Source organism: Achromobacter sp. (assembly GCF_050285585.1).
Taxonomy (GTDB): domain Bacteria; phylum Pseudomonadota; class Gammaproteobacteria; order Burkholderiales; family Burkholderiaceae_B; genus Achromobacter.
In genome coordinates, this window is record NZ_JBLZXF010000018.1 from 16,661 (window position 1) to 40,229 (window position 23,569).

The 23,569-nt window shown below is 66.3% G+C and carries 25 protein-coding genes; 14 read left to right on the forward strand and 11 right to left on the reverse strand.

The features are described 5' to 3' along the window. Window positions 1–15 precede the first annotated feature (15 nt). The gene (locus ACN6PJ_RS20805) at window positions 16–2,283 is read right to left on the reverse strand and encodes a RelA/SpoT family protein (protein ID WP_427997705.1); all 2,268 of its coding nucleotides are present in this window, start codon (window positions 2,281–2,283) and stop codon (window positions 16–18) included. Window positions 2,284–2,386: 103 nt separating this feature from the next. Between ACN6PJ_RS20805 and ACN6PJ_RS20810 the strand changes: the two genes are divergently transcribed. Next, a complete protein-coding gene (locus ACN6PJ_RS20810; RefSeq protein WP_427997706.1) occupies window positions 2,387–3,220 on the forward strand; it encodes a zinc-dependent peptidase in 834 nt (277 codons plus the stop codon). Beyond that, window positions 3,217–3,726, forward strand: coding sequence for a flavodoxin family protein (locus tag ACN6PJ_RS20815; protein WP_427997707.1), 510 nt, complete (start codon window positions 3,217–3,219; stop codon window positions 3,724–3,726). Before ACN6PJ_RS20810 ends, ACN6PJ_RS20815 begins: the two co-directional genes overlap by 4 nt. Before the next feature lie 119 nt (window positions 3,727–3,845). Here the strand turns inward: ACN6PJ_RS20815 and ACN6PJ_RS20820 are convergent, their stop codons facing one another. Beyond that, a complete protein-coding gene (locus tag ACN6PJ_RS20820) occupies window positions 3,846–4,196 on the reverse strand; it encodes a RidA family protein (protein ID WP_427997708.1) in 351 nt (116 codons plus the stop codon). Between the two features lie 71 nt (window positions 4,197–4,267). Then, window positions 4,268–5,443 carry a nicotinate phosphoribosyltransferase gene (gene pncB, locus ACN6PJ_RS20825; RefSeq protein WP_427997709.1) on the reverse strand — a complete coding sequence of 392 codons (1,176 nt, stop codon included), beginning with the start codon at window positions 5,441–5,443 and terminating at the stop codon, window positions 4,268–4,270. A gap of 155 nt (window positions 5,444–5,598) precedes the next feature. Between pncB and fdxA the strand changes: the two genes are divergently transcribed. The 12 genes from fdxA to ACN6PJ_RS20885 all read left to right on the forward strand — a co-directional run bounded on the left by fdxA (window position 5,599) and on the right by ACN6PJ_RS20885 (window position 16,823). Then, window positions 5,599–5,922: a ferredoxin FdxA gene (gene fdxA, locus ACN6PJ_RS20830; protein ID WP_062679504.1), complete on the forward strand. Its 324-nt coding sequence runs from the start codon at window positions 5,599–5,601 to the stop codon at window positions 5,920–5,922. 49 nt (window positions 5,923–5,971) lie between these two features. Further along, on the forward strand, window positions 5,972–6,772 hold the full coding sequence (locus ACN6PJ_RS20835) for a ferredoxin--NADP reductase (protein ID WP_427997710.1): 801 nt from the start codon (window positions 5,972–5,974) through the stop codon (window positions 6,770–6,772). Between the two features lie 213 nt (window positions 6,773–6,985). Beyond that, window positions 6,986–8,212 (forward strand): polyhydroxyalkanoate depolymerase, encoded by a 1,227-nt coding sequence (locus tag ACN6PJ_RS20840; RefSeq protein WP_427997711.1) that lies wholly within the window; start codon window positions 6,986–6,988, stop codon window positions 8,210–8,212. Window positions 8,213–8,411: 199 nt separating this feature from the next. Then, entirely contained in the window at window positions 8,412–9,047 is a 636-nt protein-coding gene (gene rsxB / locus ACN6PJ_RS20845; protein ID WP_427997712.1) for an electron transport complex subunit RsxB, read from the forward strand. Continuing rightward, the gene (gene nth, locus ACN6PJ_RS20850) at window positions 9,044–9,679 is read left to right on the forward strand and encodes an endonuclease III (RefSeq protein WP_427997713.1); all 636 of its coding nucleotides are present in this window, start codon (window positions 9,044–9,046) and stop codon (window positions 9,677–9,679) included. The genes rsxB and nth overlap by 4 nt, the downstream gene beginning before the upstream one ends. Window positions 9,680–10,031: 352 nt before the next feature. Continuing rightward, window positions 10,032–10,805 carry an ABC transporter ATP-binding protein gene (locus ACN6PJ_RS20855; RefSeq protein WP_427997714.1) on the forward strand — a complete coding sequence of 258 codons (774 nt, stop codon included), beginning with the start codon at window positions 10,032–10,034 and terminating at the stop codon, window positions 10,803–10,805. Continuing rightward, window positions 10,802–11,512: an ABC transporter ATP-binding protein gene (locus tag ACN6PJ_RS20860; protein ID WP_043543347.1), complete on the forward strand. Its 711-nt coding sequence runs from the start codon at window positions 10,802–10,804 to the stop codon at window positions 11,510–11,512. Before ACN6PJ_RS20855 ends, ACN6PJ_RS20860 begins: the two co-directional genes overlap by 4 nt. Before the next feature lie 60 nt (window positions 11,513–11,572). After that, on the forward strand, window positions 11,573–12,787 hold the full coding sequence (locus ACN6PJ_RS20865; protein WP_427997715.1) for an ABC transporter substrate-binding protein: 1,215 nt from the start codon (window positions 11,573–11,575) through the stop codon (window positions 12,785–12,787). Window positions 12,788–12,879: 92 nt separating this feature from the next. Further along, window positions 12,880–13,767, forward strand: a complete 888-nt coding sequence (locus ACN6PJ_RS20870) for a branched-chain amino acid ABC transporter permease (RefSeq protein WP_043543349.1) — start codon at window positions 12,880–12,882, stop codon at window positions 13,765–13,767. Further along, window positions 13,764–14,747, forward strand: a complete 984-nt coding sequence (locus ACN6PJ_RS20875) for a branched-chain amino acid ABC transporter permease (RefSeq protein WP_427997716.1) — start codon at window positions 13,764–13,766, stop codon at window positions 14,745–14,747. Before ACN6PJ_RS20870 ends, ACN6PJ_RS20875 begins: the two co-directional genes overlap by 4 nt. Before the next feature lie 112 nt (window positions 14,748–14,859). Next, the gene (locus ACN6PJ_RS20880; RefSeq protein WP_427997717.1) at window positions 14,860–15,885 is read left to right on the forward strand and encodes an ABC transporter substrate-binding protein; all 1,026 of its coding nucleotides are present in this window, start codon (window positions 14,860–14,862) and stop codon (window positions 15,883–15,885) included. Window positions 15,886–15,977: 92 nt separating this feature from the next. Next, on the forward strand, window positions 15,978–16,823 hold the full coding sequence (locus tag ACN6PJ_RS20885; RefSeq protein ID WP_427997718.1) for a branched-chain amino acid aminotransferase: 846 nt from the start codon (window positions 15,978–15,980) through the stop codon (window positions 16,821–16,823). A 22-nt stretch (window positions 16,824–16,845) separates the two neighbouring features. Here the strand turns inward: ACN6PJ_RS20885 and ACN6PJ_RS20890 are convergent, their stop codons facing one another. The 8 genes from ACN6PJ_RS20890 to ACN6PJ_RS20925 all read right to left on the reverse strand — a co-directional run bounded on the left by ACN6PJ_RS20890 (window position 16,846) and on the right by ACN6PJ_RS20925 (window position 23,460). Further along, complete coding sequence (locus tag ACN6PJ_RS20890) at window positions 16,846–17,595, reverse strand: N-acyl homoserine lactonase family protein (protein ID WP_427997777.1); 750 nt, start codon at window positions 17,593–17,595, stop codon at window positions 16,846–16,848. Window positions 17,596–17,660: 65 nt separating this feature from the next. Next, entirely contained in the window at window positions 17,661–18,374 is a 714-nt protein-coding gene (locus ACN6PJ_RS20895; protein ID WP_427997719.1) for an ABC transporter ATP-binding protein, read from the reverse strand. Continuing rightward, window positions 18,361–19,143, reverse strand: a complete 783-nt coding sequence (locus ACN6PJ_RS20900; RefSeq protein WP_427997720.1) for an ABC transporter ATP-binding protein — start codon at window positions 19,141–19,143, stop codon at window positions 18,361–18,363. Before ACN6PJ_RS20900 ends, ACN6PJ_RS20895 begins: the two co-directional genes overlap by 14 nt. Then, window positions 19,140–20,114, reverse strand: coding sequence for a branched-chain amino acid ABC transporter permease (locus tag ACN6PJ_RS20905; protein ID WP_427997722.1), 975 nt, complete (start codon window positions 20,112–20,114; stop codon window positions 19,140–19,142). The genes ACN6PJ_RS20900 and ACN6PJ_RS20905 overlap by 4 nt, the downstream gene beginning before the upstream one ends. A gap of 3 nt (window positions 20,115–20,117) precedes the next feature. Beyond that, window positions 20,118–20,987: a branched-chain amino acid ABC transporter permease gene (locus ACN6PJ_RS20910; protein WP_427997723.1), complete on the reverse strand. Its 870-nt coding sequence runs from the start codon at window positions 20,985–20,987 to the stop codon at window positions 20,118–20,120. Between the two features lie 17 nt (window positions 20,988–21,004). Then, window positions 21,005–22,168 (reverse strand): ABC transporter substrate-binding protein, encoded by a 1,164-nt coding sequence (locus tag ACN6PJ_RS20915; protein ID WP_427997724.1) that lies wholly within the window; start codon window positions 22,166–22,168, stop codon window positions 21,005–21,007. Window positions 22,169–22,219: 51 nt separating this feature from the next. Next, window positions 22,220–23,068, reverse strand: coding sequence for an alpha/beta fold hydrolase (locus ACN6PJ_RS20920; protein WP_427997725.1), 849 nt, complete (start codon window positions 23,066–23,068; stop codon window positions 22,220–22,222). Further along, complete coding sequence (locus tag ACN6PJ_RS20925; protein ID WP_427997726.1) at window positions 23,065–23,460, reverse strand: hypothetical protein; 396 nt, start codon at window positions 23,458–23,460, stop codon at window positions 23,065–23,067. The genes ACN6PJ_RS20920 and ACN6PJ_RS20925 overlap by 4 nt, the downstream gene beginning before the upstream one ends. Window positions 23,461–23,569 lie beyond the last annotated feature (109 nt).

A 23,569-nucleotide genomic window follows, 5' to 3' on the forward strand; every position in this document is an offset into this window, starting at 1 on the left:
GCGCGCCGCGGGGGGTCAGCGGCGCGCCGCCGACGACACGCCCGGCACTTCGGCCAGCGCGTCCAGGGCGCGCGACAGGGATTCGCCGCCCCGCACCTCCACCGTGAACACCATATGGGCGAGCGACTGCTTGCTCTGCGTGTTCACGCCCACCACGTTCAGGCGCAGCCGGGCAAAGACTTCGGACAGGTCCCGCAGCAGGCCGGAACGGTCGTGCGCGCGCACGCTGATATCCACCGGATAGAACGTGTCGGAGGTCTCGCCCCACGCCACTTCGATGACGCGTTCGGGCTCGCGCGCGGCCAAGGCTTGATAGCTGTGGCAATCGCTGCGGTGGATGGACACGCCGCGCCCCCGCGTGACGAACCCTGCGATGGAGTCCGGCGGCGCCGGGCGGCAGCAGCGCGCCAGCTGGGTCAGGAGCGACCCCACGCCCACCACCAGCACGCCGCTCTTGCCGCTCTTTTCCGCGCTGCCGGCGCTGGCGTTGCGCAGCGCGGCCGGCTGCGGCTCGGCGGCGGGAGCCGGCTGCTGGAACAGCGTATCGATCTGCCGCAGGCTGAACTCTTCCTTGGCGGCCGCCACGTACAGGTCGTCGGCGCGCGCGAAGCCCAGGTTTTGCGCCAGCTGCTCCAGGTTGACGGCGGTCTTGCCCAGGCGCTGCAATTCCTTTTCCACCAGCGCCTGGCCCTGGGTGATGCGCTGCTGGAGCTCGATCGCGTTGAACCACATGCGCACCTTGGCGCGGGCCCGTGGGCTGGCGAGAAAGCCCAGCTGGGGATTGAGCCAGTCGCGCGACGGCCCTCCGGACTTGGCGGAGATGATCTCCACGGTCTGGCCGGTGGACAGCCGGGTCTGCAGCGGCACCATCTGCCCGTCGACGCGGGCGCCGCGGCAGCGGTGGCCCAGGTCGGTATGCAGGTGATAGGCGAAGTCGACCGGCGTCGCGCCTGCCGGCAGCTCGATCACGCGCGCCTGCGGCGTCAGCACGTAGATGCGCTCGTCGGTGTGCGCGGGCGCCGCGGCCGCGTTGCGGCCCTTGCCCGTAGCAGGCTTGCCGGCGGCCGGCTTGGCGGGCTCGCCGCCGCCCTCGACATCGGTGTTCCAGGCCAGCAGCTGGCGCATCCACGCCAATTGGCGGTCGTACTCGCTGGAGGCCGCCACCTGGCCGCCCTTGGCCCCCGCTTCCTTGTAGCGCCAGTGCGCGGCCATGCCGTACTCGGCGAACTGGTGCATCTCGCGGGTGCGGATCTGCACTTCGAACGGACGTCCGTCATCGTCGGTCACGACGGTGTGCAGGGAGCGGTAGCCGTTGGGCTTGGGCCGGGAGATGTAGTCGTCGAACTCCTCGGAGATCGGCGTCCACATCTCGTGCACCATGCCCAGCGCGGTGTAACAGGCGCGCACGTCGTCCACGATGACCCGCAGCGCGCGCAGATCGTACATCTGGGAAAAATCCAGGCCTTTCACGCGCATCTTGTTCCAGATGCTGTAGATGTGCTTGGGCCGGCCGCTGACCTCGGCCTCGACGCCGCTCTTGGCCAGCGCCGCCTGCAGGCGCTCGATGGCGCCGGCAATGAAGGCCTCGCGCTCCACCCGCTTTTCCTCGAGCAGGCGGGCGATCTGCTTGTACTTCTCCGGCTCCAGGAAACGGAAGGCCAGGTCCTCCATTTCCCATTTGATCTGCCAGATGCCCAGACGGTTGGCCAGAGGCGCGTAGAGGTCCAGGGTTTCCCGGGCGAAGGCGGTGGAACATGGCGCCTTGCTCTCGGCGTGCCAGCGCAGGCTGCGCAGGCGGGACGCCAGCCGCATCAGCACGATGCGCAGATCGGCCGCCATGGCCAGCAGCATCTTGCGCTGCATTTCCTTCTGCGAACCGCTTTCGGCCTCGGCGTCGCTGGCCTGCCGGGCCACCACGCCCAACCGGAGCAAGGCCCGGGTGCCATGCACCAGCCGCGCGACCTCGGCGCCGAAGGCGGCCGCGACCGGATCGTTGCGCAGGGACGGCGCGGGCGCCATCAGATCGGTGGGCAGCGCGGCCAGCAAGGCGGCCGCCCGCGTCGCGGCATCGGTATGCAGGGCCGCCAGCACGCGGACCACGCCCGCGCCATGCCCGGCCAGGGGTTCGCCGGTCAGCGCGTGCTGCCCTTCGAACCGGGGCTCGGCCCAAGCAACGGCCTGATCGATCAACGCCAGGCCGCCGGCATCCAGGCCAGCCCCTACCTCTTGGCGCCAGGCGGCGTCGAAGGGCGAAGGCGCGTCGAGAACAGGCGGGGCGGACATGACGGACGTAAGCGATTCGGGTTGAGATTCCGACACTCTACACTAGCGTCAGTTGACATCGAAAGACGCCGCGGACCGCGGCATATGGAAGGAACCCGAGCTTATGTTGCGCTGGCTGAAGGGGCGTGGCGCCCGCCCGTCCGCGGTGGCCGAAATGCAGTCCCGCATCTCGTCCGAACTGTGGCGGCAGGTGCTGGACGCCCACCCGTTCCTGGCGGTGCTGGACACCGACGAGGCCGGCCAATTGCTGGCCCGTTCGGCCTGGCTGCTGGCAAGCAAGAACATCAATGGCGCTCAAGGACTGGAGGTCTCCGACTTCATGCGCCTGTCCATCGCGGCCCAGGCCAGCCTGCCCATCCTGAACCTGACGCCGGAACTGTACGAGGGCTGGGACGAAATCATCGTGTATCCGGCCAGCTTCCGCATCCCGCGCTCCCGCCAGGACGAGGACGGCGTGGTGCACGAGTACATCGAGGACGCCGCCGGCGAGGCCTGGGACGGCGGCCCGCTGGTCCTGTCCTGGGAGGACGCGCAGCTTTCCGGCGGCGGCTTCAACGTGGTCATCCACGAATTCGCCCACAAGCTGGACCTGCGCTCGGGGTTCGCGGACGGGATGCCGTCGCTGGCGGCCCATCCCGCACTGAATGCCCGGACCTGGCGCCGCGTGCTGGACGAAAGCCTGGACCGGTTCGTCGCCGCCCTGGACGCGGTGGAGGCCGCCATCCCGCCGCACATCGACCCGGAAAGCGAGGAAGCGGACGCCTGGTATGGCCAGCTGCCGATGGACCCATACGCCGCCACCGACGAAGCCGAATTCTTCGCGGTGAGCTCGGAGCACTTCTTCGTGGACCCCTATCCCATGCAGCAGGCGCTGCCCCAATGGTACGAACTGCTGAAGGCCTACTATCGGCAGGACCCCCTGGAACGCTACGCATGAAACAGCTGCTGATCGTCTGGCATTCCCGCACCGGCGCCGCGCGCCAGATGGCCGAAGCCGCGGCCCGCGGCGCGCGCTCCGCGGCCGCCCTGCTCGAACAGGAGAGCGATCTGCGCGTCGTGCTGCGGCGCGCCTCGGACGCGGAAGCCGGCGAGCTGCTCGCCAGCCACGGCTATCTGTTCTGCGCCCCCGAAAACCTGGCGGGGCTGAGCGGCGAAATGAAGGAGTTCTTCGACCGCAACTACTACGCCGTGCTGGACCGGATACAGGGGCTGCCCTACGCCTGCGCGATCAGCGCCGGCAGCGACGGCACGGGCGCGGCCCGGCAGGCCGAACGCATATGCACCGGATGGCGCCTGAACGCCGTGTCCCCGCCGCTCATCGTCAATATGGGCGCGCAGACGGCGCAGCAGATCCTGGCGCCCAAGACGGTGGCGCAAGCGGAACTGGAAAAATGCGAGGAGTTGGGGGGGCTGCTGGCGGGAACGCTGCTGCTGGGGCAGTGAGCGTGAGGGGGGCGGGCGGACGGCATGGCGCCCGGAAGAGCCCCCGGCGGGCGCCTGCCCCCTCTGAGGATGAGCGCCGCGCCATGCGTCGCCCTTCCCCGGGGGCCGGGAGCCCGGGATTACAGGGCGGCCGTGACGACGATCTCGACCTTGTAGTCGGGATTGGCGAGGCGGGCTTCGACCGTGGCGCGCGGAGGCGAATTGCCTGCGGCGACCCAGGCGTCCCATGCCTTGTTCATGCCGTCGAATTCCTTCATGTTGGCCACGTAGATCTGGGCCATCAGGATCTTGGTCTTGTCGGTGCCGGCTTCGGCCAGCAGGCGGTCGATCGTCGCGAGCACTTGCTCGGTCTGGCCGGTGATGTCCAGCGTGGCATCGTCCGGCACCTGGCCCGCCAGGTACGCGACGCCGTTGTACACGGCCATGTCCGACAGGCGCTTGTCGACGTGGAAGCGCTTGATGCTGCTCATGAATATTCCCCTAGGATCGAGTGGGTTGGGTGAAACAATGCAGGAAACCCGCAATTTACCCCGAGCCGCCCTCAGGCGGGGGGCAACTGGAAGACTTGGCGCAGGTAGGCCAGGTACGCGGGATCGTCGCACATGGTCTTTTCCGGCGCATCCGATACCTTGGCCACGGGCTGTCCGTTGCAGCGGACCATTTTCATGACGATCTGCAGGGGCTCATGGCCTAGGTCGTTGGTCAGGTTGGTGCCGATGCCGAAAGACACCTTGCAGCGGCCGGAGAACTGGCGCGCCAGCTCGATGGCGCGCGGGAACGTCAGCGAATCCGAGAACACCAGCGTCTTGGCCCGCGGATCCACGCGGTTCTTGCGATAGTGCTCGAGCAGGCGTTCGCCCCAGACGAAAGGATCGCCGGAGTCATGCCGCGCGCCGTCGAACAGCTTGCAGAAATACATGTCGAAATCGCGCAGGAAGGCGTCCATGCCATAGACGTCGGACAGCGCGATGCCCAGGTCGCCGCGGTATTCCTTGGCCCAGACCTCCAGCGCGAACACTTGCGAATCGCGCAGGCGCGGACCCAGCGCCTGGCAGGCCTGCAGGTACTCATGGCCCATCGTGCCCAGCGGCAGCACCTCGTGCTGCTTGGCGAGCAGCACGTTGCTGGTGCCGGCGAAATGCGGGCCCATCTGCGCCTTCATGGTGGACACGATCTCTTCGTGCCAGACCTTGGAGAAGCGGCGGCGCGTGCCGTATTCGGCCACGCGGAAGTCCGCCAGCGCGGGATCGTCCAGCACCAGGTGCATCTTGGATTGCAGGCGCTTGCGGCCTTCCTCCCAGTCCGGACTCTTGCGCGTATTGCGGAAATAGACCTCGTTGACGATGGCCAGCACCGGAATCTCGAAAAGAATCGTGTGCAGCCACGGCCCCTTGACCTCGATGCTGATTTCGCCGGGCGCCTCGCCCTCGCCGATATGGATGCAGCGCTCGGGCATGTGGAACAGCTCGAGGAAATCAACGAAGTCGCTTTTGATAAAGCGCAAGCCGCCGAGATATTTAAGTTCGTCTTCGGTGAACCGCAGCTGGCACAGCTGGTGCACTTCCTCGCGGATTTCGTCCAGATAGGGACGCAAGTCCACCCCGGGGGTACGGCATTTGTAACGGTACTCGACCTGGGCAGCGGGGAACTGATGCAAAACCACCTGCATCATGCTGAATTTATACAGATCGGTGTCGAGCAGCGAGGTAATTATCATGATTGCGCGTTTCGTTTCGCGACACCATAGCATAGAGCGCGCGCCGCTAGGGGCGAAGGGCCACGATGTCAATACGGGTATTACCGGCACATCCGCGCGGCATTGGGTAAAATCGATGCAACAAGATTAAAGCCGCCGAATCCCGGAGTTCCTGAATGACCCACGTTGTCACTGAAAACTGTATTAAGTGCAAGTACACCGACTGCGTAGACGTGTGCCCGGTGGACTGTTTTCGTGAGGGTCCGAACTTCCTCGTGATCGATCCCGACGAATGCATCGATTGCGCGGTCTGCATCCCGGAATGCCCGGCCAATGCGATCTACGCCGAGGAAGACGTTCCTCAGGACCAAATGAACTTCATCGCCCTGAATGCGGAACTCTCGCCGGAGTTCGCCAGCATCAGCCGTGCCAAAAAGCCGCTGCCCGACGCCGACGACTGGAACGGCAAGCAGGACAAGCTGCAATACCTGGAAAGATAAATCGGCGAACGCCGGCCCCGCCTGGCGGCCGGCATCGCGCGATGCCCCGATGACCGACGACTCCAAATACACGCGCCAAACCGTAACCCACGTCCATACCTGGGTGCCGGACAAGCTGTTCTCCGTGCGCGTGACGCGCGACGACGCGTATACCTTCCTGCCCGGCCAGTTCGCGCGTGTCGGCCTGCCGGAAGCGGGCTCCTCCGACGACACCCCCACGCTGTGGCGCGCCTACTCCATGGTTTCGGCCCCGCACGAGCCTTGGCTGGAGTTCTATTCCATCGTGGTCCCCGAAGGGCTGTTCAGCCCGCGCATGGCCAGGCTGCAACCCGGGGACTCGCTGTATGTGGAAAAGGCTCCCTACGGCTTCCTGACGCTGGAGCGCTTCGCCCCCGGCGGCGACCTGTGGCTGCTGGCGTCCGGCACAGGCCTGTCGGCCTATCTTTCCATCCTGCGCGACCCCGCCGTCTGGCGCGCCTACCGCCGCATCGTGCTGGTGCATGGCGTGCGCACCGCGGCGGAACTGGCCTACCGCGAAGAGATCGAATCGTGGCGCGAACAGCCCGGCCTGGCCGAGATGTTCGCCGCGGATCCGCAAAAGCTCATCTACCTGCCCATCGCCACGCGTGAGCCGCTGCCGGGCATGCCGCAGGAACGCCTCACCACGCTGATCGCCGACGGCCGCCTGGAGCAATTGGCCGGGCAGCCCCTGGATCCCGAACATGCCAAGGTCATGCTCTGCGGCAATCCGGCCATGCTGGCGGACGCCCGCAAGCTGCTGGGCGAACGCGGCTTCAAGCCGGGCCGCCGGGGCATCCCGGGCAATCTGGCGGTCGAGAACTACTGGTGATCCCGCGCCGTCCGGCGTAGTGCATAAATCCGCCATTTGGTATCGCTGCAAGGCATAAAAAGCGCCCTAAACTGGTGCCTAAACGGATATTGGGTCGTTTTTTAGCAACATATTTGCCTTTTTTGACGGCGTTTCTTCAGGCTGTTTGGAAATATCGTTAGTCCTGGGGGCAATAATCGGGACACACGCACGACCCAGAAGGACTTTTCCCAAATGCTGTATCAATTGCACGAAATGCAGCGCGCCTTCCTGACTCCGTTCGCTGCATTTACGGACGCCGGCTCCCAGCTGTTTTCCAGCCCCTACAGCCCTCTCGCCTACACCCCGATCTCGCGCCAGATGGCCGCGGGGTACGAGCTGATGACGCGCATCGGCAAGGAATACCAGAAGCCGGCCTGGAACCTTCCCACCACCCAGATCGACGGCAAGACCGTCCGCGTCACCGAAGCCGTGGCGATGGACAAGCCGTTCTGCCGCCTGGTGCACTTCCATCGAGACATCCGCCACGCGCGGCGCGGCGACCCCAAGATCCTGCTGGTCGCCCCGCTGTCTGGCCACCACGCCACCCTGCTGCGCGACACGGTGCGCGCCCTGCTGCCCGCCCATGACGTCTACGTGACGGACTGGATCGACGCCCGCATGGTGCCGCTGTCCGCCGGCCCGTTCCACCTGAACGACTACGTGCGCTACGTGCAGGATTTCATCCGTCACCTGGGCCCGGACGTCCACGTCATGTCCGTCTGCCAGCCCACGGTGCCGGTGCTGGCCGCCGTTTCCCTGATGGCGTCCGCCAACGATCCCTGCCAGCCGCGCAGCATGGTGATGATGGGCGGCCCCATCGACCCGCGCCAGTCGCCCACGCAGGTGAACCGCCTGGCCACGACCAAGCCCTATTCGTGGTTCGAGAACCAGGTCATCCATCCCGTGCCGCCGCGCTATCCGGGCTCCGGCCGCAAGGTCTACCCGGGCTTCCTGCAGCACGCCGGGTTCATGGCCATGAACCCCGACCGCCACATGAAGTCGCACTACGACTTCTACCTGGACCTGCTGCGCGGAGATGACAGCGACGCGGAGGCGCATCGCCGCTTCTACGACGAGTACAACGCCGTGCTGGACATGCCGGCCGAGTTCTACCTGGACACGATCCGCATGGTGTTCCAGGAGTTCCAGCTGCCCAACGGCACCTGGGAAGTCGAAGGCAAGCTGGTGCGCCCCGCCGACATCAAGAAAGTCGCCCTCTTCACCATCGAGGGCGAACTGGACGATATTTCGGGGCAAGGCCAGACGCGCGCCGCCATCAAGCTGTGCAAGAACATCCCGGCCGATCGCAAGATGCATTACACGGCGCCCGGCTGCGGCCATTACGGGATTTTCTCGGGCCGGCGCTGGCGCGAAATGATCTGTCCTAAAATTGCCGAATTCATCCGGCAATCTGCGTAGGATGGGTGAAGCGCGAGATTCTTCTCGCAAGATCCCAGGCCTCCAGCGCGCGTAACCCATGCTGTCGCAATAGACTGTTTTCCGGCCGGAGCCGGGCACGGTCTGCCCACGGCCGCATGGGTTACGCGCGTTGGGCATTCGTGTTCTTGCCTTAAGAACTCTCGCGCTCCACCCATCCTACGGTTCTCTGTTTCCTATCATGTCCTGTCGCACTCTTGCCGACCGCATCGATGCCTTGCTGCCCCAGACGCAATGCACCAAGTGCGGATACGACGGCTGCCGGCCCTACGCCGACGCCATCGCCGGCGCCACCGCCCCGATCAACCGCTGCCCGCCCGGCGGCGAGGAAGGCATCGCCGCATTGTCCGCCCTGCTCGGCGTTCCCGCCCTGCCGTTGGACACGGACCGCGGCGAACCCGGCCCGCTGCGGGTGGCCCGCATCGACGAATCGCATTGCATCGGCTGTACGCTGTGCATCCAGGCCTGTCCGGTGGACGCCATCGTTGGCGCCAACAAGCATATGCACACCGTGCTGGACGACTGGTGCACCGGCTGCGACCTGTGCGTGGCGCCCTGTCCGGTGGATTGCATCGAGATGGTGCCGGCGGGGCGCGCCTGGCGCGCGCAGGACGCCGCCGTCAGCCGCGAGCGCCATCGCGCACACCTGGCGCGGACGGCGCGCCTGGCCGCCGACAACGCGCGCCTGATGGCGCCCGAAGCGCCCGCGGAACCCGCCGCTCCGGCCGCCGACGCCGGCAACGAGGAGCGCAAGCGCTCCGCCATCGAATCCGCGCTGGCTCGCGCCCGGGCCCGCCGCAACGCCACGCAGCCATGAACGCCGCCAAACGACAAGAAATCTTCGCCCGCCTGCAAGCAGCCAATCCCCACCCCACCACGGAACTGGAATACGACACCCCGTTCCAGCTGCTGATCGCGGTGCTGCTGTCGGCCCAGGCCACCGACAAATCGGTCAATATCGCCACGCGCAAATTCTTCCCGGATCATGGCACGCCGGAAGGGCTGCTGGCGCTGGGCGAGGAAGGCCTGGCGGACTACATCAAGACCATCGGGCTCTTCCGCACCAAGGCGAAGAACGCCATCGCCACCTGCAAGATCCTGCTCGAGCAGCACGGCGGCGAAGTGCCGCAGACCCGCGAGGCGCTGGAAGCCTTGCCCGGCGTGGGCCGCAAGACGGCCAACGTGGTGCTCAACACCGCGTTCGGCCAGCCCACGATGGCCGTGGACACGCACATCTTCCGCGTCTCCAACCGCACGGGAATCGCGCCGGGCAAGAACGTGCTGGAAGTCGAACGGAAACTCGAAAAGTTCGTGCCCCGCGAATATATGCAGGACGCGCATCATTGGCTGATTCTGCTGGGCCGCTATGTCTGCGTGGCCCGCAAGCCGAAATGCCCCCAGTGCGGCATTTCCGACCTCTGCGAATTCAAGCAGAAAACTCCCGCCTGACCCGCGCGCGCCATGGCGCGCCACCCGCAACGGCGCAGGGAAAAACCGGGTTTTCCCTCCCGCAAAAAGTTGTGACGCGTTGATGACGATCAACGCCTAATTGCTGCGATGCATTTCCATTCTGGAAAGGCATTCTTCCCCTGCCGCGCAAGCATTGTCGGCCTGCCGACAATTGCCCTTTCCGCACTGCAAAACCTATGACAAACCCTCATGGAATTTTGATAAATAGGTGCGCATACTCGCCGGCAACTCTTCGGAAAACTGCGATACCCCGCAGGCATTCCGAACCCCGCGGGGCCTGGCGCGATAACGGCAGGTGCAGACCAATAAATACAACGCTGGTGCAGCGAACATGGACGACACGATCCTGGAGACAAAAGGCCTCACGAAGGAATTCCGCGGTTTCGTCGCGGTCAATGGGGTCGATTTGCGTATCAAGCGAGGCGAGATTCATGCCTTGATCGGGCCTAACGGCGCGGGCAAGACCACATGCTTCAACCTCCTTACCAAGTTTCTACCCCCCACTTCGGGAAGCATCAAGTTCAACGGCATCGACATCACCGGTGAACGGCCCGCGCAGATCGCGCGGCGCGGCATCATCCGTTCGTTCCAGATCTCGGCGGTGTTTCCTCACCTGTCCGTGCTCGAGAACGTGCGCATCGGCCTGCAGCGCAAGACGGGCCTGTCGTTCAAATTCTGGAGCAGCGACAGGCAGCTCGCATCGCTGAACGAACCCGCGCGCGCCCTGCTCGACCAGGTGGACCTTGGCGCCTTCGCCGACGAGACCACCGTCAACCTGCCGTACGGCCGCAAGCGCGCGCTCGAGATCGCCACCACGCTGGCGATGGAGCCCGAGCTGATGCTGCTGGACGAACCCACCCAGGGCATGGGCCACGAAGACGTGGATCGCGTCACGCAACTGATCAAGCGGGTCAGCGCCGGCCGGACCATCCTCATGGTCGAACACAACATGAATGTCGTGTCCTCCATCGCCGACACCATCACCGTGCTGGCGCGCGGCTCGGTGCTGGCCGAAGGATCCTACGCCGAAGTCTCCCGCCATCCGGCAGTGATGCAGGCCTACATGGGCACCACCGAGGGCGAACTTCAAGGAGCACACGCATGAGCACCCCCGCGCTGGAAATTTCGGGCCTCGAGGCCTGGTACGGGGAATCGCATATCCTGCACGGCGTGGACATGCGCGTCGGACAGGGAGAAGTGGTCACGCTGCTCGGGCGCAACGGCGCAGGGCGCACCACCACGCTGCGGGCCATCCTGGGCCTGACGGGATCGCGCAAGGGCTCGGTACGCATCCACGGCACCGAAGCCATCGACCTGCCCACCTACAAGATCGCCCACCTGGGCGTGGGCTACTGCCCCGAGGAACGCGGCATCTTCGCCAGCCTGTCCTGCGAAGAAAACCTGCTGCTGCCTCCCGTCGTCGGTTCGCTGGGCGGCGGCATGTCGCTGGCCGAGATCTACGACATGTTCCCCAACCTCCAGGAGCGCCGGAACTCGCCCGGCACGCGCCTGTCGGGAGGCGAACAGCAGATGCTGGCCGTCGCGCGCATCCTGCGCACCGGCGCCAATCTGCTGCTGCTCGACGAGATTTCCGAAGGCCTCGCGCCCGTCATCGTGCAAGCGCTTGCGCGCATGATCACGGCACTCAAGCAGCGCGGCTACACCATCGTCATGGTGGAGCAGAACTTCCGCTTCGCCGCGCCGCTGGCCGATCGCTTCTACGTCATGGAGCACGGCCAGATCGTCGAACACTTCGAAGCCGCAGAACTTTCAGAAAAACAGGACACGCTCAACGAATTGCTGGGCGTGTAACAAACCTGTCATCCGCCGGAATCCCGGCAACACAACACCGTAGGGAAGAGGAGTCATCCCATGAAGCTGCACACTATCACTGCTGCACTGGCCTTGGCGGGCCTGGGATTTGCTGGGGCAACCGCCCACGCGCAAGGTATCTCCGACGATGTCATCCGCATCGGCTTCATCACTGACATGTCGGGCGTGTATTCCGACATCGACGGCAAGGCTGGTCTGGACGCGATCCGCATGGCGATCGAAGACGCCGGCGGCGCCATCAACGGCAAGAAGATCGAAGTCGTGTCGGCAGACCACCAGAACAAGGCCGACGTGGCCTCCGCCCGCGCGCGCGAATGGTTCGACCAGCAAAAGGTCGACGTCATCGTCGCCGGCACCAACTCGGCGACCAGCCTGGCCATGGCCGCGGTCGCCGCCGAAAAGAAAAAGCCGTTCATCGCGGTGGGCGCGGGCGCATCCGACCTGACCAACGCGCAATGCTCGCCCTACACCGTCCACTACGCCTACGATACCGTGGCGCTGGCGCGCGGCACCGGTTCCGCGGTGGTGAAGGACGGCGGCAAGAGCTGGTTCTTCCTGACCGCCGACTACGCCTTTGGCCATGCCCTGGAGCGCGACACGATCGCCGTGGTGAAGGCCGCCGGCGGCGAGGTCAAGGGCCAGGTGCGCGCGCCGCTGGGCGCGTCGGACTTCTCCTCCTTCCTGCTGCAGGCCCAGGCTTCCAAGGCGCAGATCCTGGGCCTGGCCAACGCCGGCGGCGACACCATCAACTCGATCAAGGCCGCCAACGAATTCGGCGTGACCAAGACGATGAAGATGGCCGGCCTGCTGGTGTTCATCAACGACGTGCACTCGCTGGGCCTGCAGGCCACGCAGGGCATGTACCTGACCGACGGTTGGTACTGGGATCAATCCGACGCCTCGCGCGCCTGGTCCAAGAAGTTCGAGGCCAAGGTCGGCCGCAAGCCCTCCATGCTGCAGGCTGGCGACTACTCGGCGGCCACGTTCTTCCTGAACGCCGTGAAGGCCACGGGCACGGATGATGGCGATGCCGTGATGAAGTGGATGAAATCGAACAAGGTCAACGACTTCTTCGCCCAGGGCGGCTATGTGCGCGAAGACGGCCGCATGATCCATGACATGTACCTGATGCAGGTGAAGACCCCCGCCGAGTCCAAGGGACCGTGGGATTACTACAAGGTCGTGGCGACGCTGCCCGGCGACGAGGTCTACACCAAGTTGTCCGAGTCCACCTGCAAGCTGGTCAAGAAGTAATCCAGCCCCCGTGTCCCCGACGCTGCCCGGCCACCCGCCGGGCAGCGTCCCGAATCGCTCGCCCCCCTCCGTAAGCGCAGGATTTTCACAAGATGACTGACTTTTTCGGCATCCCCATACAGGCCTTGTTCGGCCAGCTATTGCTAGGCCTGGTCAACGGCTCCTTCTACGCCATGCTGTCGCTCGGGCTGGCCGTCATCTTCGGGCTGCTGAACGTCATCAACTTCGCGCACGGCGCGCTCTACATGCTGGGCGCGTTCATCGCATGGATGGGCCTGTCGTACCTCGGGTTGAACTACTGGATCATGCTGATCCTGGCGCCGCTGGTCGTCGGGCTGTTCGGCATCATCATCGAAAAGCTCCTGCTCAAGCACCTGTACAAGCTCGACCATCTGTATGGCCTGCTGCTGACCTTCGGGCTCACGCTGCTCATCGAGGGGCTGTTCCGCAGCTTCTACGGCGTGTCGGGCCAGCCCTATCCCACGCCCGACGCCCTGCGCGGCGCGACCAACCTGGGCTTCATGATCCTGCCGAACTACCGCGGCTGGGTCGTGGCGGCCTCCATCGTGGTGTGCCTGGCCACCTGGTTCGTCATCGAGCGCACCCGGCTTGGCGCGCTGCTGCGCGCGGGCACCGAAAACCCGAAGCTGGTCGAGGCCTTCGGCGTGAACGTGCCGCGCATGATCACGCTGACCTATGGTTTCGGCGTGGCGCTGGCGGGCTTCGCGGGCGTGCTTGCCGCGCCCGTCCTGCAGATTTCCCCGTTGATGGGCTCCAACCTCATCATCGTCGTGTTCGCGGTCGTCGTGATCGGAGGCATGGGCTCCATCCTGGGCGCCATCGTCACCGGGCTGGGCCTGGGCGTCATCGAAGGCCTGACCAAGGTGTTCTGGCCCGAAGCCTCCAGCACGGTTGTCTTCATCATCATGGCCATCGTTCTGTTGATCCGCCCGGCCGGGCTGTTCGGAAAAGAAAAATGAATCGTCAATTCCTGGGCTATGCGGCGCTGGCCATCGTGGTGGCCATTCTTCCCTTCGTCGGGGTGTATCCGATCTTCGCCATGAAGGTCATGTGTTATGCCCTGTTCGCCTGCGCGTTCAACCTCCTGCTGGGCTTCACCGGACTCCTGTCGTTCGGCCATGCGGCCTTCCTGGGCAGCGCGGCCTACGCGGCCGGGCATGCCATGAAGGTCTGGGGCTTCCCCACCGAGATCGGCCTGCTCTTCGGGGTGGCCGTGGCGGCGCTGCTGGGCCTGGCCATGGGCGCGCTCGCCATCCGGCGCAGCGGCATCTACTTCGCCATGATCACCCTGGCCCTGGCGCAGATGGTGTTCTTCTTCTTCCTGCAGGCCCATTTCACCGGCGGCGAAGACGGCCTGCAAAGCGTGCCCCGCGGCTCCCTGCTGGGCCTGGTCGACCTGTCCAAGGACCTGAATCTGTACTACGTGGTGATGGGCATTTTCGCCCTGGGCTATTTCATCATCTGGCGCACGGTGCACTCGCCTTTCGGACAGGTGCTGCAGGCTCTGCGCGAGAACGAGCCCCGCGCCATCTCGCTGGGCTATGACGTCGACCGCTTCAAGCTGCTCGCCTTCGTGCTGTCGGCCGCCATCGCCGGGCTGGCCGGCGCCACCAAGACGCTGGTGTTCGTCTCCGCCACGCTGTCGGATGCCACCTGGCAGATGTCCGGCCTGGTGATCCTCATGACGCTGATCGGCGGCCTGGGCACCCTGACCGGCCCCATCCTGGGCGCCTTCATCGTGGTGCTGCTCGAAAACAAGGTGGGCGACTTCGGCCAGATGCTGGCCAGCGTGACTGGCGTGGACTGGTTCCTGCGGCTCGGCGAATCGGTCACGATCGTCATCGGCCTAATCTTCGTGATCTGCGTGCTGGCGTTCCGCCGCGGCATCGTGGGCGAAATCGGCGCGTTCATCGACCGGCGCCGCGCCGCGCGCGCCTAGGAAGACGTCTCGCAATGACAGACGGGGCCGCAACTTGCGGCCCCGTTTGCATTTCTGCCCCGCTCCTGCGGCCCCGTACAATGGAACCACCCAACCAGACAGGTGCCTGACCATGCGCAACTTGCACATCGCCTCCGCCGTTTGCGCCCTGGCGTTGGCCGCGGCCGCGCCGTCCACTGCGGCGGCGCAAACCTCCTCGTCGCCCTCTCCCGTCTGCGAAGTCGACCGCCCGGTGCGCTTCAGCGGCCTGAACTGGGAATCCAACCTGGTGCTGGCGGGCATCGAACGCTACGTGCTCGAACATGGCTATGGCTGCAAGACCTCGGTCGAGATCGGCGAGACGCTGCCCATGCTGGCCGCGCTGCAACGCGGAGACGTGGACGTCACGCCCGAAGTCTGGCCCGGACAGATCGAAGGCGCATGGAAGAAGGCGCTCGCCAGCGGCCGGGTGCTAGGCGTAGGCCACGTCTACGATGCCGGCGAAGGCTGGTACGTGCCGCGCTACACCGTGGAGCGCCACCCCGACCTGAAGGCCGCGTCCGATCTGACGCGCTTCAAGGACGTATTCGCCGACCCCGAGGATCCGGGGCGCGGCCGCATCTACGGCTGCCCCGCCGGATGGGCCTGCGGCACGCTGAACGAGAACCTGCTGCGCGCCCTGGGCCTGGACCGGGACTACTCGCTCTTCGCGCCCGGCTCGGGCGCCGCGCAGAAAGCCGCCATCGTCTCCGCGTACAAGCGCAAGCGCGACATCGTCTTCTACTACTGGACGCCCACCTCGCTGGTGGGCGCGCTGGACCTGGTCAAGCTGGAGCTGCCCCCCTTCGACCAGCAGGCCTACACCTGCATGACCGACCCGAAATGCGCCCGCCCCGTGGCCACCGAGTTCAAGCCCAACCCGGTGGTGACCGGCCTGAACGCCGGTTTCGCCAAGGACGCGCCGCGGCTGGCCGAGTTCTTCACGAGGCTGACCGTGCCGGAGGACGCCATCGACGCGACACTGGGCTGGCTGGAGAACGAAGGCAAGGAGCCCGAGGACGCAGCCCGCTATTTCCTCAGGCAGTACGGCGAAGTCTGGCGGCAGTGGATGCCCGCCGATGCCGCGACGCGCGTGCAGGCGGCGCTTGCGAAGGAATGAGACCGCTGCGGCTGGCCGTGGGGCCGGGCTCATGTATCCTGACGTTTCGGCGCGGCTGACGCGCCACCCCATACAAGCGAAGGAAGACAACCATGGACGCCCTGTACTGGCACGACGGTCGCTGGACCACTGAAAACCCCAAACTGCTCGGCCCCGCCGACCACGCCTTCTGGATGGCCAGCATGGTCTTCGACGGCGCCCGCGCGTTCCGCGGCCTGACGCCCGACCTGGACCTGCACTGCCAGCGCGTGGTGCGCTCCGCCGAGAAGATGCTGATGAAGCCCCAGATCGGCTGGGAAGAGATCCAATCTCTGTGCCTGCAGGCCGTCGCCAAGTTCCCGCCGGGCACCGAGCTCTACATCAAGCCGATGTTCTACTGCGCCGACGGCTTCCTGCTGCCTGACGCCGACAAGACGCAGTTCGTGCTGCACGTGTTCAAGGTCCCCATGCCCGGCGACCAGGGCTTTTCCGCCTGCTTCTCCAGCTTCGCGCGGTCCTGGCCCAACATGGCGCCCACGGACGCCAAGGCGTCCTGCCTGTATCCCAACGGCCAGCGCGCCATCCGCGAGGCGGCGGAGAAGGGCTTCGACAATGCCATCATGCTGGACGGCGCCGGCAACATCGCCGAATTCGCCACCAGCAACCTCTGGATCGCCAAGGACGGCGTGGTGTCCACGCCGGCGGACAACGGCACTTTCCTGAACGGCATCACGCGCCGCCGCGTGCTGGCCCTGCTGAAGGCCGACGGCGTCGACGTGCAGGAACGCAGCCTCACCCGGGCCGACATCGAAGCCGCCGACGAAGTCTTCTCGTCCGGCAACTACGGCAAGGTCGTGCACGTGAACCGGGTCGAAGACCGCGCCCTGGAGTACGGCCCGATGGCGCGCCGCGCGCACAAGCTGTACATGGAGTACGCGGAAAGCACCGGCCGCCGCTGATCGAGCCCGCGCCGCTCCGGGATCAGCTTTCCCGGGGCGGCAGGTGCAGCGCCGCCACGTGCGGCGAGTCCCGCCAGCGCGGATAGCGCGCCAGCACTTCCGGATCGTGGCCGGGCACGACGTGCTCCTCGGATTGCGCCGCGCCGACCAGCCGGGCGTATCCCGAGATCATCTCGGCCGTGTTGTATACGATGGGAAAGGGGCGGCCCGCCCCCATGTTCTCGTAATAATGGCTGGCGTCCGACGCCAGCACCACCCACCCCCTCGCCGTCCGCACGCGCACGGCCTGCAGGCCCTTGGTGTGGCCGCCGATCTTCAGCAATTCGATGCCCGGCAGAAGCGCCGAATCCCCGTCATGGAACACGACCCGGTCTTCGTAGACGCGGGTGACCAGCGCAACCACGTCCTCGACGGCATAGGCGTGCCGCAACGGTTCGAAGCACATGCAGCGGCCCGTGGCGTACTCCATCTCGGCGTCCTGCACGTGGAAGCGCGCCCGCGGCAGGCGGTCGAGGTTGCCCGCATGATCGTAGTGCAGGTGCGTCAACACCACGTGCTGCACGTCCTCCGGGCGCACGCCCAGGGGCGCCAGCGCTTCGATGGGGCATTGGATCAGCTCGCGGCGGCGCCTGCGCGCCATATCGGCATTGAAGCCGGTGTCGACCAGAACGATGCCTTCGGGTCCGCGCAACAGCCATACGAAGAAGTCCATCGGCATATCGCCGTCATGCGGATCCCCGCCGAGAAAGTTGTCACGCCGCCGCCGCGGCATCCGCGCATAGCGGATGGCGTAGACCTCGTATTCGGGCGCTGCCTCCGGCTTTCGATCACTCACGGTCAAACTCCCAGATAGGCTTTCTGCACGAAAGGGTCCGCCAGCAGATCGGCCCCGGTGCCGCTGCGCACGACCTCGCCATGCTCGAACGCGTATGCCTGGTGGGCCAGACGCAGCGCAAGCCGCGCATTCTGCTCCACCAGCACGATGGCGATGCCGCTGTCGCGGTTGATGCGCTCGATCGCGCCCGCGATTTCCGCAACGATCTTCGGCGCAATGCCGAGCGAGGGTTCGTCGAGCATCAGCAGGCGCGGCTGCGCCATCATCGCGCGCCCGATGGCGACCATCTGCTGCTCGCCTCCCGACAGCGATCCCGCCAACTGGGCCCGGCGTTCGTGGACCCGCGGAAACAACGCGTAGATCTCGTCCAGCCTGCTGCGCACGCCCGAACGCTGGCGCACCGCGTGGGCGCCGGCCAGCAGGTTGTCTCGCACCGTCATGCGGCCGAACAGCCGGCGCCCCTCGGGAGAGAGCGACAAGCCGCCGGCGACTCGGGCGGCGGATCCCTGGCTGGCGATGTCGCGCCCGTCCAGGAGGATCCTGCCGGCCGCCACCGGCGCCAGTCCGATCAGCGCCTTCAAGGTGGAACTCTTGCCGGCGCCGTTGGAGCCGACCAGGGCCACGATCTGGCCCTGCTCCACCGAAAAACTGACTCCACGGACGGCCTCCAGCCGGCCGTAGCGCACATTCAGATCCTGGACTTCAAGCATGGACATAATCGGGCGCTCCCAGATAGGCTTCGACGACGGCGGGGTTCTCCCGTATGGCCTGCGGCTCGCCCTCGGCGATTTTCTCCCCCTGCACCAAGACGACGATGCGATGGCACAGCTCCATGACCAGCGCCATGTGGTGCTCCACCAGAAGCATCGTCAGGCCCTCCTCCGATTGCAATCTGCGCAGCAGGCGGCCCAGCTCGTTGCACTCTTCGTGGTTCAGCCCGGCGGCCGGCTCGTCCAGCAGCAGCATCCGGGGACGGCAGGCAAGCGCCACCGCGATCCCCAGCTTCTTCTGCAGGCCATAGGCCAGGGAGCCCGCCGGCGAGTCTCGCCAGGCATGGAGGTCCAGCAGGCCCAGCAGGCGGTCGACCTCCTGCGCGACCTGCGCGCCGTCCAGCAGATCGTGGCTGCGCCCCGCAAGCCGGCGCAGCCACGAATGCCGGATGCGCGACAACATGCCGCGCCGGATGTTCTCGGCGACCGTGGCCTCCGGATAGGTCGAGGTGGACTGGAACGTGCGCGCCAGCCCCCGGACCACTACGCGGCTGGGAGGACCGCCCGATATGTCGTGGCCGTCGAAGCGCACCCGGCCGGCGCTGGGCGGCATGGTGCCGCTGATGACGTTGAACGCCGTGGTCTTGCCCGCTCCGTTCGGGCCGATCAGCCCGACGATCTCGCCTTCGGCGACCGAGAAGCTCAAGCCGCGCAAGGCCGCCAGGCCGCCGAAGCTGCGAGACAGGCCCTCGACCTGCAATAGGGACTGATTCATTGGGACTCCTTGCCGCGACGGGCTTGCCAGGGGCCGGGCAGGCCCGCCAGGCCTGCCGGCAGGAAGCGCAGGATGAGGATCAGGGCGGCGCCATAGAAAATGTGCTGGGTCTGCACCGCGCCCCGGAACAGTTCGGGCAGCGGCGTGAGCACCATCGCGCCGACCAGCCCTCCCCACACCGAACGCCGCCCCCCGATGACCAGCATGATGATGAAACCGATGGAGATGCTGGCGTTGAACGATTCCGGCGACACATAGCCCACGTAGCGCGCCTGCAGCGCGCCGCCCGCGGCGGCCAGCGCGCAGCCGCCCACGAACGCGCACAGCTGGATGCGGCGCACGCTCAGGCCGGTGGATTCCGCCAATGCCGGATTCTCGGCCACCGCATCGATCGCATGGCCGAACGGCCGCCGGGCCAGCGCGCCCAGCAAGGCGACGGAACCCAGCGCGACGGCCAGCGCCAGCCCATAAAAGCGGGCCCGCGAGTCGAACACCAGCCCGGCCAGCGAGGCGGGTTCGATGCCCGCGATGCCATTGGCCCCGCCGGACCAGGAGGCGCCGTCGAGAAGAATCAGCCTGAGGAGTTCCCCGAACGCGAACGTGACCAGCACGAAGTACACGCCCTTCAGGCGCAGGATCACCGCGCCCAGCGCCAGCGCGACCAATGCCGTCGACACGATGCCGACCAGCGCCGCGGGCAGGAATCCCAGCCCCAGGTGCCGCCCCGCCAGCACCGAGCCATAGGCGCCCACCGCGACGAAGGCGGCGTGGCCCAGCGACAGCTGGCCGCAGCGCGCGATCAGCGCCAGGCCATTGACGATCAGCACATTGAGACAGGTCAGCACCGCCAGGTGCTGGACGAAGGGCCCCGCGAACCAGGGCGCAGCCGCGGCTGCGGCAAGCACGGCCCATAACAGCCAGCGCAACGGCGCGGTCCGCGCCGGGCTGGATTCAAGCGAAAGTACGGTCATGGCCTACGCCTCCCCCCGGCCCAGCAAGCCCTTGGGCCGCACGACCAGCATCACGATCACAATGGCGAAAATCAGCATGTCCGCCGTGCTGCTTTCAAACATCAGGCTGCCGTAGCTCTCGGCCAGTCCGAGCGCCAGTCCCGCTACCGCCGCGCCGGGAATGCTGCCCAGTCCGCCCAGGATCACGACGATGAATGCCTTGAGCAGCGGCGTGGCGCCGACGAACGGAGAGACCGAGAACAGCGGCGCCATCAAGGCGCCGGCGACGGCGGCGAGCCCGACGCCCAGGCCGAACCCCAGCGGGTAGTAGATGCGGGAACGGATACCCTGTATGGCCGCGATCTCGAAATCCTCCACCACCGCCCTCAGCGCGCGGCCGGGGCGGGAAAATCGCAGGAATCCGTAGAGCATGGCCAAGGCCAGCAAGGCGAACACCACCACGTAGATGCGCGAGAGGGGAATGACGACCTTCCCCAACCGCGCGGTGCCCTGCGCCACCGCCGGCATGGACAACGGATCGGGGCCGAAGAACATCAGGGCGACGTTCTGCAGGATCATCGCCAGGCCGATGGTCGCGATCATGCCGTTGAGCTCGTCGCGCCGGAATGGCTTGAGCACTCCCCATTCCAGGATCGCGCCGCCCGCCACGGCCAGGACGAAGGTCAACGCCACCGCCGGCAGAAAGGACAGGCCCGCCTGGGTCGTCAGGAAATAGGCGCCGAACGCGCCGAGCATGTAGAACTCGCCGTGCGCGAAGTTCACCATCCTCATCACGCCGAATACCAGCGTGAACCCTACCGCCATCAGCAGGTACAACAGCCCCACGATCAGGCCGTTGATCGTGGCCTGCGCCGTCAGAATGCTCCAATCCACATCGCCCCCTCGCCGCCTCAGCGGCACCCCTCGACGGTGCAGCGCGCGCGGATCGCCTCGCGGCCGTCCTTGACCTCGGCCACATAGAACGGCGCATTGAGCTGGTGATCGATGCCGTACATGGCCCGGCCGGTCCAGCTGAGCTTGCCCATCGATCCCTCGAAGCCGTCGAGCTTCTCCATCTCGGCGCGCACGCGCTCGGTGTCCTCGACGGTGCCGGCGCGCCGCATCGCCTCGAACAGCATGAGCGTCCCGTCGTAGAAAGCCGGGCTGAATCCGTTCATCGGGTGCTTGTACTTGGCCGCGTAGCGCTCGGCGTAGGCCTTGGTCGCGGGCAGGTCCGGGTCGATCGGCGTGTGAACGAACATGCCTTCCGTCGCCTGCTTACCGGCCACGTTCACGATCTCCTGCGTGGCCGGCCCGCCGGTGCGGACGATGCGGCCCTCGAACCCGAGTTCGCGCGCCTGCTTGACGATCAGGCCCGCCGTGGTGGGCGAGTTTCCGTCAAGCTCGATCGCGTCGATGCCGCGCGCCATCATGCGGGTCAGCAGGGGCACGAAGTCCACCCGGTCGCGCTCGAAGAATTCCTTCGTCGATAGCGCGGCGCCCGCCTTCTTGTAGGCGGCTTCCAGGTCCAGCGCGATCTGCTGTCCGGTCTCGTCGTTGGGGAATAGCGCCCCCACCTTTTTCAAGCCCTGCGCCTTCACAAGCCAGTCGATCTGCGGCTGCGAGACTTCGGCGGTGGTCACGTTGGGACGGAACGTATAGGGCTTTTCGGCCGACAGCGCCTTGGCGGTGAACCCGAGCGTCAGCAGGATGACCTTGTTCTTCTCGGTCATGGGCTGGATGGCCAGTACCGGCGCGGATCCGACCGGCCCGATGATGTATCGGACCTTGTCCTCGAACACCAGCCGGTTGGCCACCGTGACCGCCTCGTTGGCCTGGTACTTGTCATCGTAGGCGACGACCTGGACGCGGTACTTCTTGCCGCCGACCTCCAGCCCGCCGGCCTCGTTGACCTGATCGGCCGCCACCTCGGCGGCGTTCTTCATGCCCTGTCCCCAGGCGGCCCCGGCTCCGGACAAAGTGACCAGCGCGCCAAGCTTCAAGGTTTCCTGCGCCTGGGCCGTGGGCAGGGCGGCCGTGGCCAGGAGGCCGGCCAGAATGATCGGATAACGCATGATGACTCCTGTGGGTGCGCGGGCAATGGCTGCCCGTCTGTTGTGACCGCCCTACTGGCGGGCGATGGCGTCCAGGACCGGCAGCACATAGCCACGGAACTGCCGCGGGTTCTCGCTCATCGGGAAATGGCCCAATTCGCGCATGATCGTGACCTGCGCGCCGGGGATGCCGGCGGCTGTCCGCAAGGTGTCCTCGGGTGTGCAGGAAAAGTCGTATTCGCCCGTCAGCAGATACAGCGGGCACTGTTCCGTGCGTATGCCGTCGAGGCGGCCGCGCAGGTCGCCGTCCACGCGATAGAAGTACAGATCGCCGCGGAACACGCCAGGCCCGCCCTGCATGTACTGCCACAGCGTCTCGTGGCGATGCACGGCCGGCGATTGCGGCGCGACGAGGCCCGAGACCAGGGCGGCGCAGACCTCGCCGCCGTGCACGTCGCCCCGGTGCAGCCAGCTCGTGTCGTACCAGGGTTCCTGGAAATCGGCCGCTTCCACGCCGATCAGGGCCCGGAAGCGCGCCCCGTGCCGATGCGCGAGCTGCAGCACGATGCGGCCGCCGATCGAGCAGCCGATCAGCGCGGGGCGGTCCAGGGCCAGCGCGTCGCAGAAGGCCAGGATGGTCTCGACGTAGCGTTCGGTCGACAAGCGGTATTCCTCGTCCTGCCAGCCTTCCGGAGGGTAGGACTTGCCGTGCCAAGGCAGATCGAAGGCGATGACGCGGTACCGCGACGTGATGTCGGGATCGCACATCATGTGCCGGTACTGCCTGCTGTCGGCGCCCGCCGTGTGCAGGCAGACCAGCGGGATGCCGCTGCCGGCCTCTTCGAAATAGACGCGGCAGGTCCTGCCGGCGATGTCGAACGACACGTAGCGCCCGACGATGGGTTCCAGGACGGCCGTCATGCTTGCGCCTCCCGGCCCACCGCCAGCAGATCCTTGACGTATTGCAGGTGCGCCATCAGCGGCTGCAGATTGCCTTCGATGGAGAGCGCCCGCCGCTTGCCGAGCGCGAAGATATCGTGCCAGCCGGCGGCCGGCACCGCCTGCCAGAACCGCAACCAGGCCTCCTCAGAGGCGCGCAGCGAGAAATCGCAGGATGGAAGCGGCGTGGACGGCGTTTCCGCCGAATCCACGCGCCCGTCCCGGACGCGCACCAGCACGGGATGCTCGCCGAACCTCACCAGCATGTCCAGGTGGACGGCCCTGGCTCGGGAAAACGACGGCGCCAGGCGGCGGAAACGGCCGGCCAGTTGCGCGCCGCGGCCCTCTTCACCGGGAAGGAATGGGACTTCCATTGTGTCTCCCTCTTTTTGATTGTTCTTTTCAGCAGAACGTTAATTCTTTCTGTAAGAACATTCTATCGATCGAAAACTTTCCGTGTCAACACGGCGCATCAAGGACTTG

Excerpts from the sequence above, each read along its gene's own strand:
- pncB (WP_427997709.1), bottom strand. The coding sequence starts at position 5,443 with ATGATAATTACCTCGCTGCTCGACACCGATCTGTATAAATTCAGCATG.
- nth (WP_427997713.1), top strand. The coding sequence starts at position 9,044 with ATGAACGCCGCCAAACGACAAGAAATCTTCGCCCGCCTGCAAGCAGCC.
- ACN6PJ_RS20920 (WP_427997725.1), bottom strand. The coding sequence starts at position 23,068 with ATGACGGCCGTCCTGGAACCCATCGTCGGGCGCTACGTGTCGTTCGAC.
- ACN6PJ_RS20835 (WP_427997710.1), top strand. The coding sequence starts at position 5,972 with ATGACCGACGACTCCAAATACACGCGCCAAACCGTAACCCACGTCCAT.
- ACN6PJ_RS20815 (WP_427997707.1), top strand. The coding sequence starts at position 3,217 with ATGAAACAGCTGCTGATCGTCTGGCATTCCCGCACCGGCGCCGCGCGC.
- ACN6PJ_RS20880 (WP_427997717.1), top strand. The coding sequence starts at position 14,860 with ATGCGCAACTTGCACATCGCCTCCGCCGTTTGCGCCCTGGCGTTGGCC.
- ACN6PJ_RS20805 (WP_427997705.1), bottom strand. The coding sequence starts at position 2,283 with ATGTCCGCCCCGCCTGTTCTCGACGCGCCTTCGCCCTTCGACGCCGCC.
- ACN6PJ_RS20915 (WP_427997724.1), bottom strand. The coding sequence starts at position 22,168 with ATGCGTTATCCGATCATTCTGGCCGGCCTCCTGGCCACGGCCGCCCTG.
- ACN6PJ_RS20810 (WP_427997706.1), top strand. The coding sequence starts at position 2,387 with ATGTTGCGCTGGCTGAAGGGGCGTGGCGCCCGCCCGTCCGCGGTGGCC.
- ACN6PJ_RS20895 (WP_427997719.1), bottom strand. The coding sequence starts at position 18,374 with ATGTCCATGCTTGAAGTCCAGGATCTGAATGTGCGCTACGGCCGGCTG.
- ACN6PJ_RS20900 (WP_427997720.1), bottom strand. The coding sequence starts at position 19,143 with ATGAATCAGTCCCTATTGCAGGTCGAGGGCCTGTCTCGCAGCTTCGGC.
- ACN6PJ_RS20875 (WP_427997716.1), top strand. The coding sequence starts at position 13,764 with ATGAATCGTCAATTCCTGGGCTATGCGGCGCTGGCCATCGTGGTGGCC.
- ACN6PJ_RS20925 (WP_427997726.1), bottom strand. The coding sequence starts at position 23,460 with ATGGAAGTCCCATTCCTTCCCGGTGAAGAGGGCCGCGGCGCGCAACTG.
- ACN6PJ_RS20820 (WP_427997708.1), bottom strand. The coding sequence starts at position 4,196 with ATGAGCAGCATCAAGCGCTTCCACGTCGACAAGCGCCTGTCGGACATG.
- ACN6PJ_RS20890 (WP_427997777.1), bottom strand. The coding sequence starts at position 17,595 with ATGCCGCGGCGGCGGCGTGACAACTTTCTCGGCGGGGATCCGCATGAC.
- rsxB (WP_427997712.1), top strand. The coding sequence starts at position 8,412 with ATGTCCTGTCGCACTCTTGCCGACCGCATCGATGCCTTGCTGCCCCAG.
- fdxA (WP_062679504.1), top strand. The coding sequence starts at position 5,599 with ATGACCCACGTTGTCACTGAAAACTGTATTAAGTGCAAGTACACCGAC.
- ACN6PJ_RS20840 (WP_427997711.1), top strand. The coding sequence starts at position 6,986 with ATGCTGTATCAATTGCACGAAATGCAGCGCGCCTTCCTGACTCCGTTC.
- ACN6PJ_RS20885 (WP_427997718.1), top strand. The coding sequence starts at position 15,978 with ATGGACGCCCTGTACTGGCACGACGGTCGCTGGACCACTGAAAACCCC.
- ACN6PJ_RS20855 (WP_427997714.1), top strand. The coding sequence starts at position 10,032 with ATGGACGACACGATCCTGGAGACAAAAGGCCTCACGAAGGAATTCCGC.
- ACN6PJ_RS20860 (WP_043543347.1), top strand. The coding sequence starts at position 10,802 with ATGAGCACCCCCGCGCTGGAAATTTCGGGCCTCGAGGCCTGGTACGGG.
- ACN6PJ_RS20905 (WP_427997722.1), bottom strand. The coding sequence starts at position 20,114 with ATGACCGTACTTTCGCTTGAATCCAGCCCGGCGCGGACCGCGCCGTTG.
- ACN6PJ_RS20870 (WP_043543349.1), top strand. The coding sequence starts at position 12,880 with ATGACTGACTTTTTCGGCATCCCCATACAGGCCTTGTTCGGCCAGCTA.
- ACN6PJ_RS20865 (WP_427997715.1), top strand. The coding sequence starts at position 11,573 with ATGAAGCTGCACACTATCACTGCTGCACTGGCCTTGGCGGGCCTGGGA.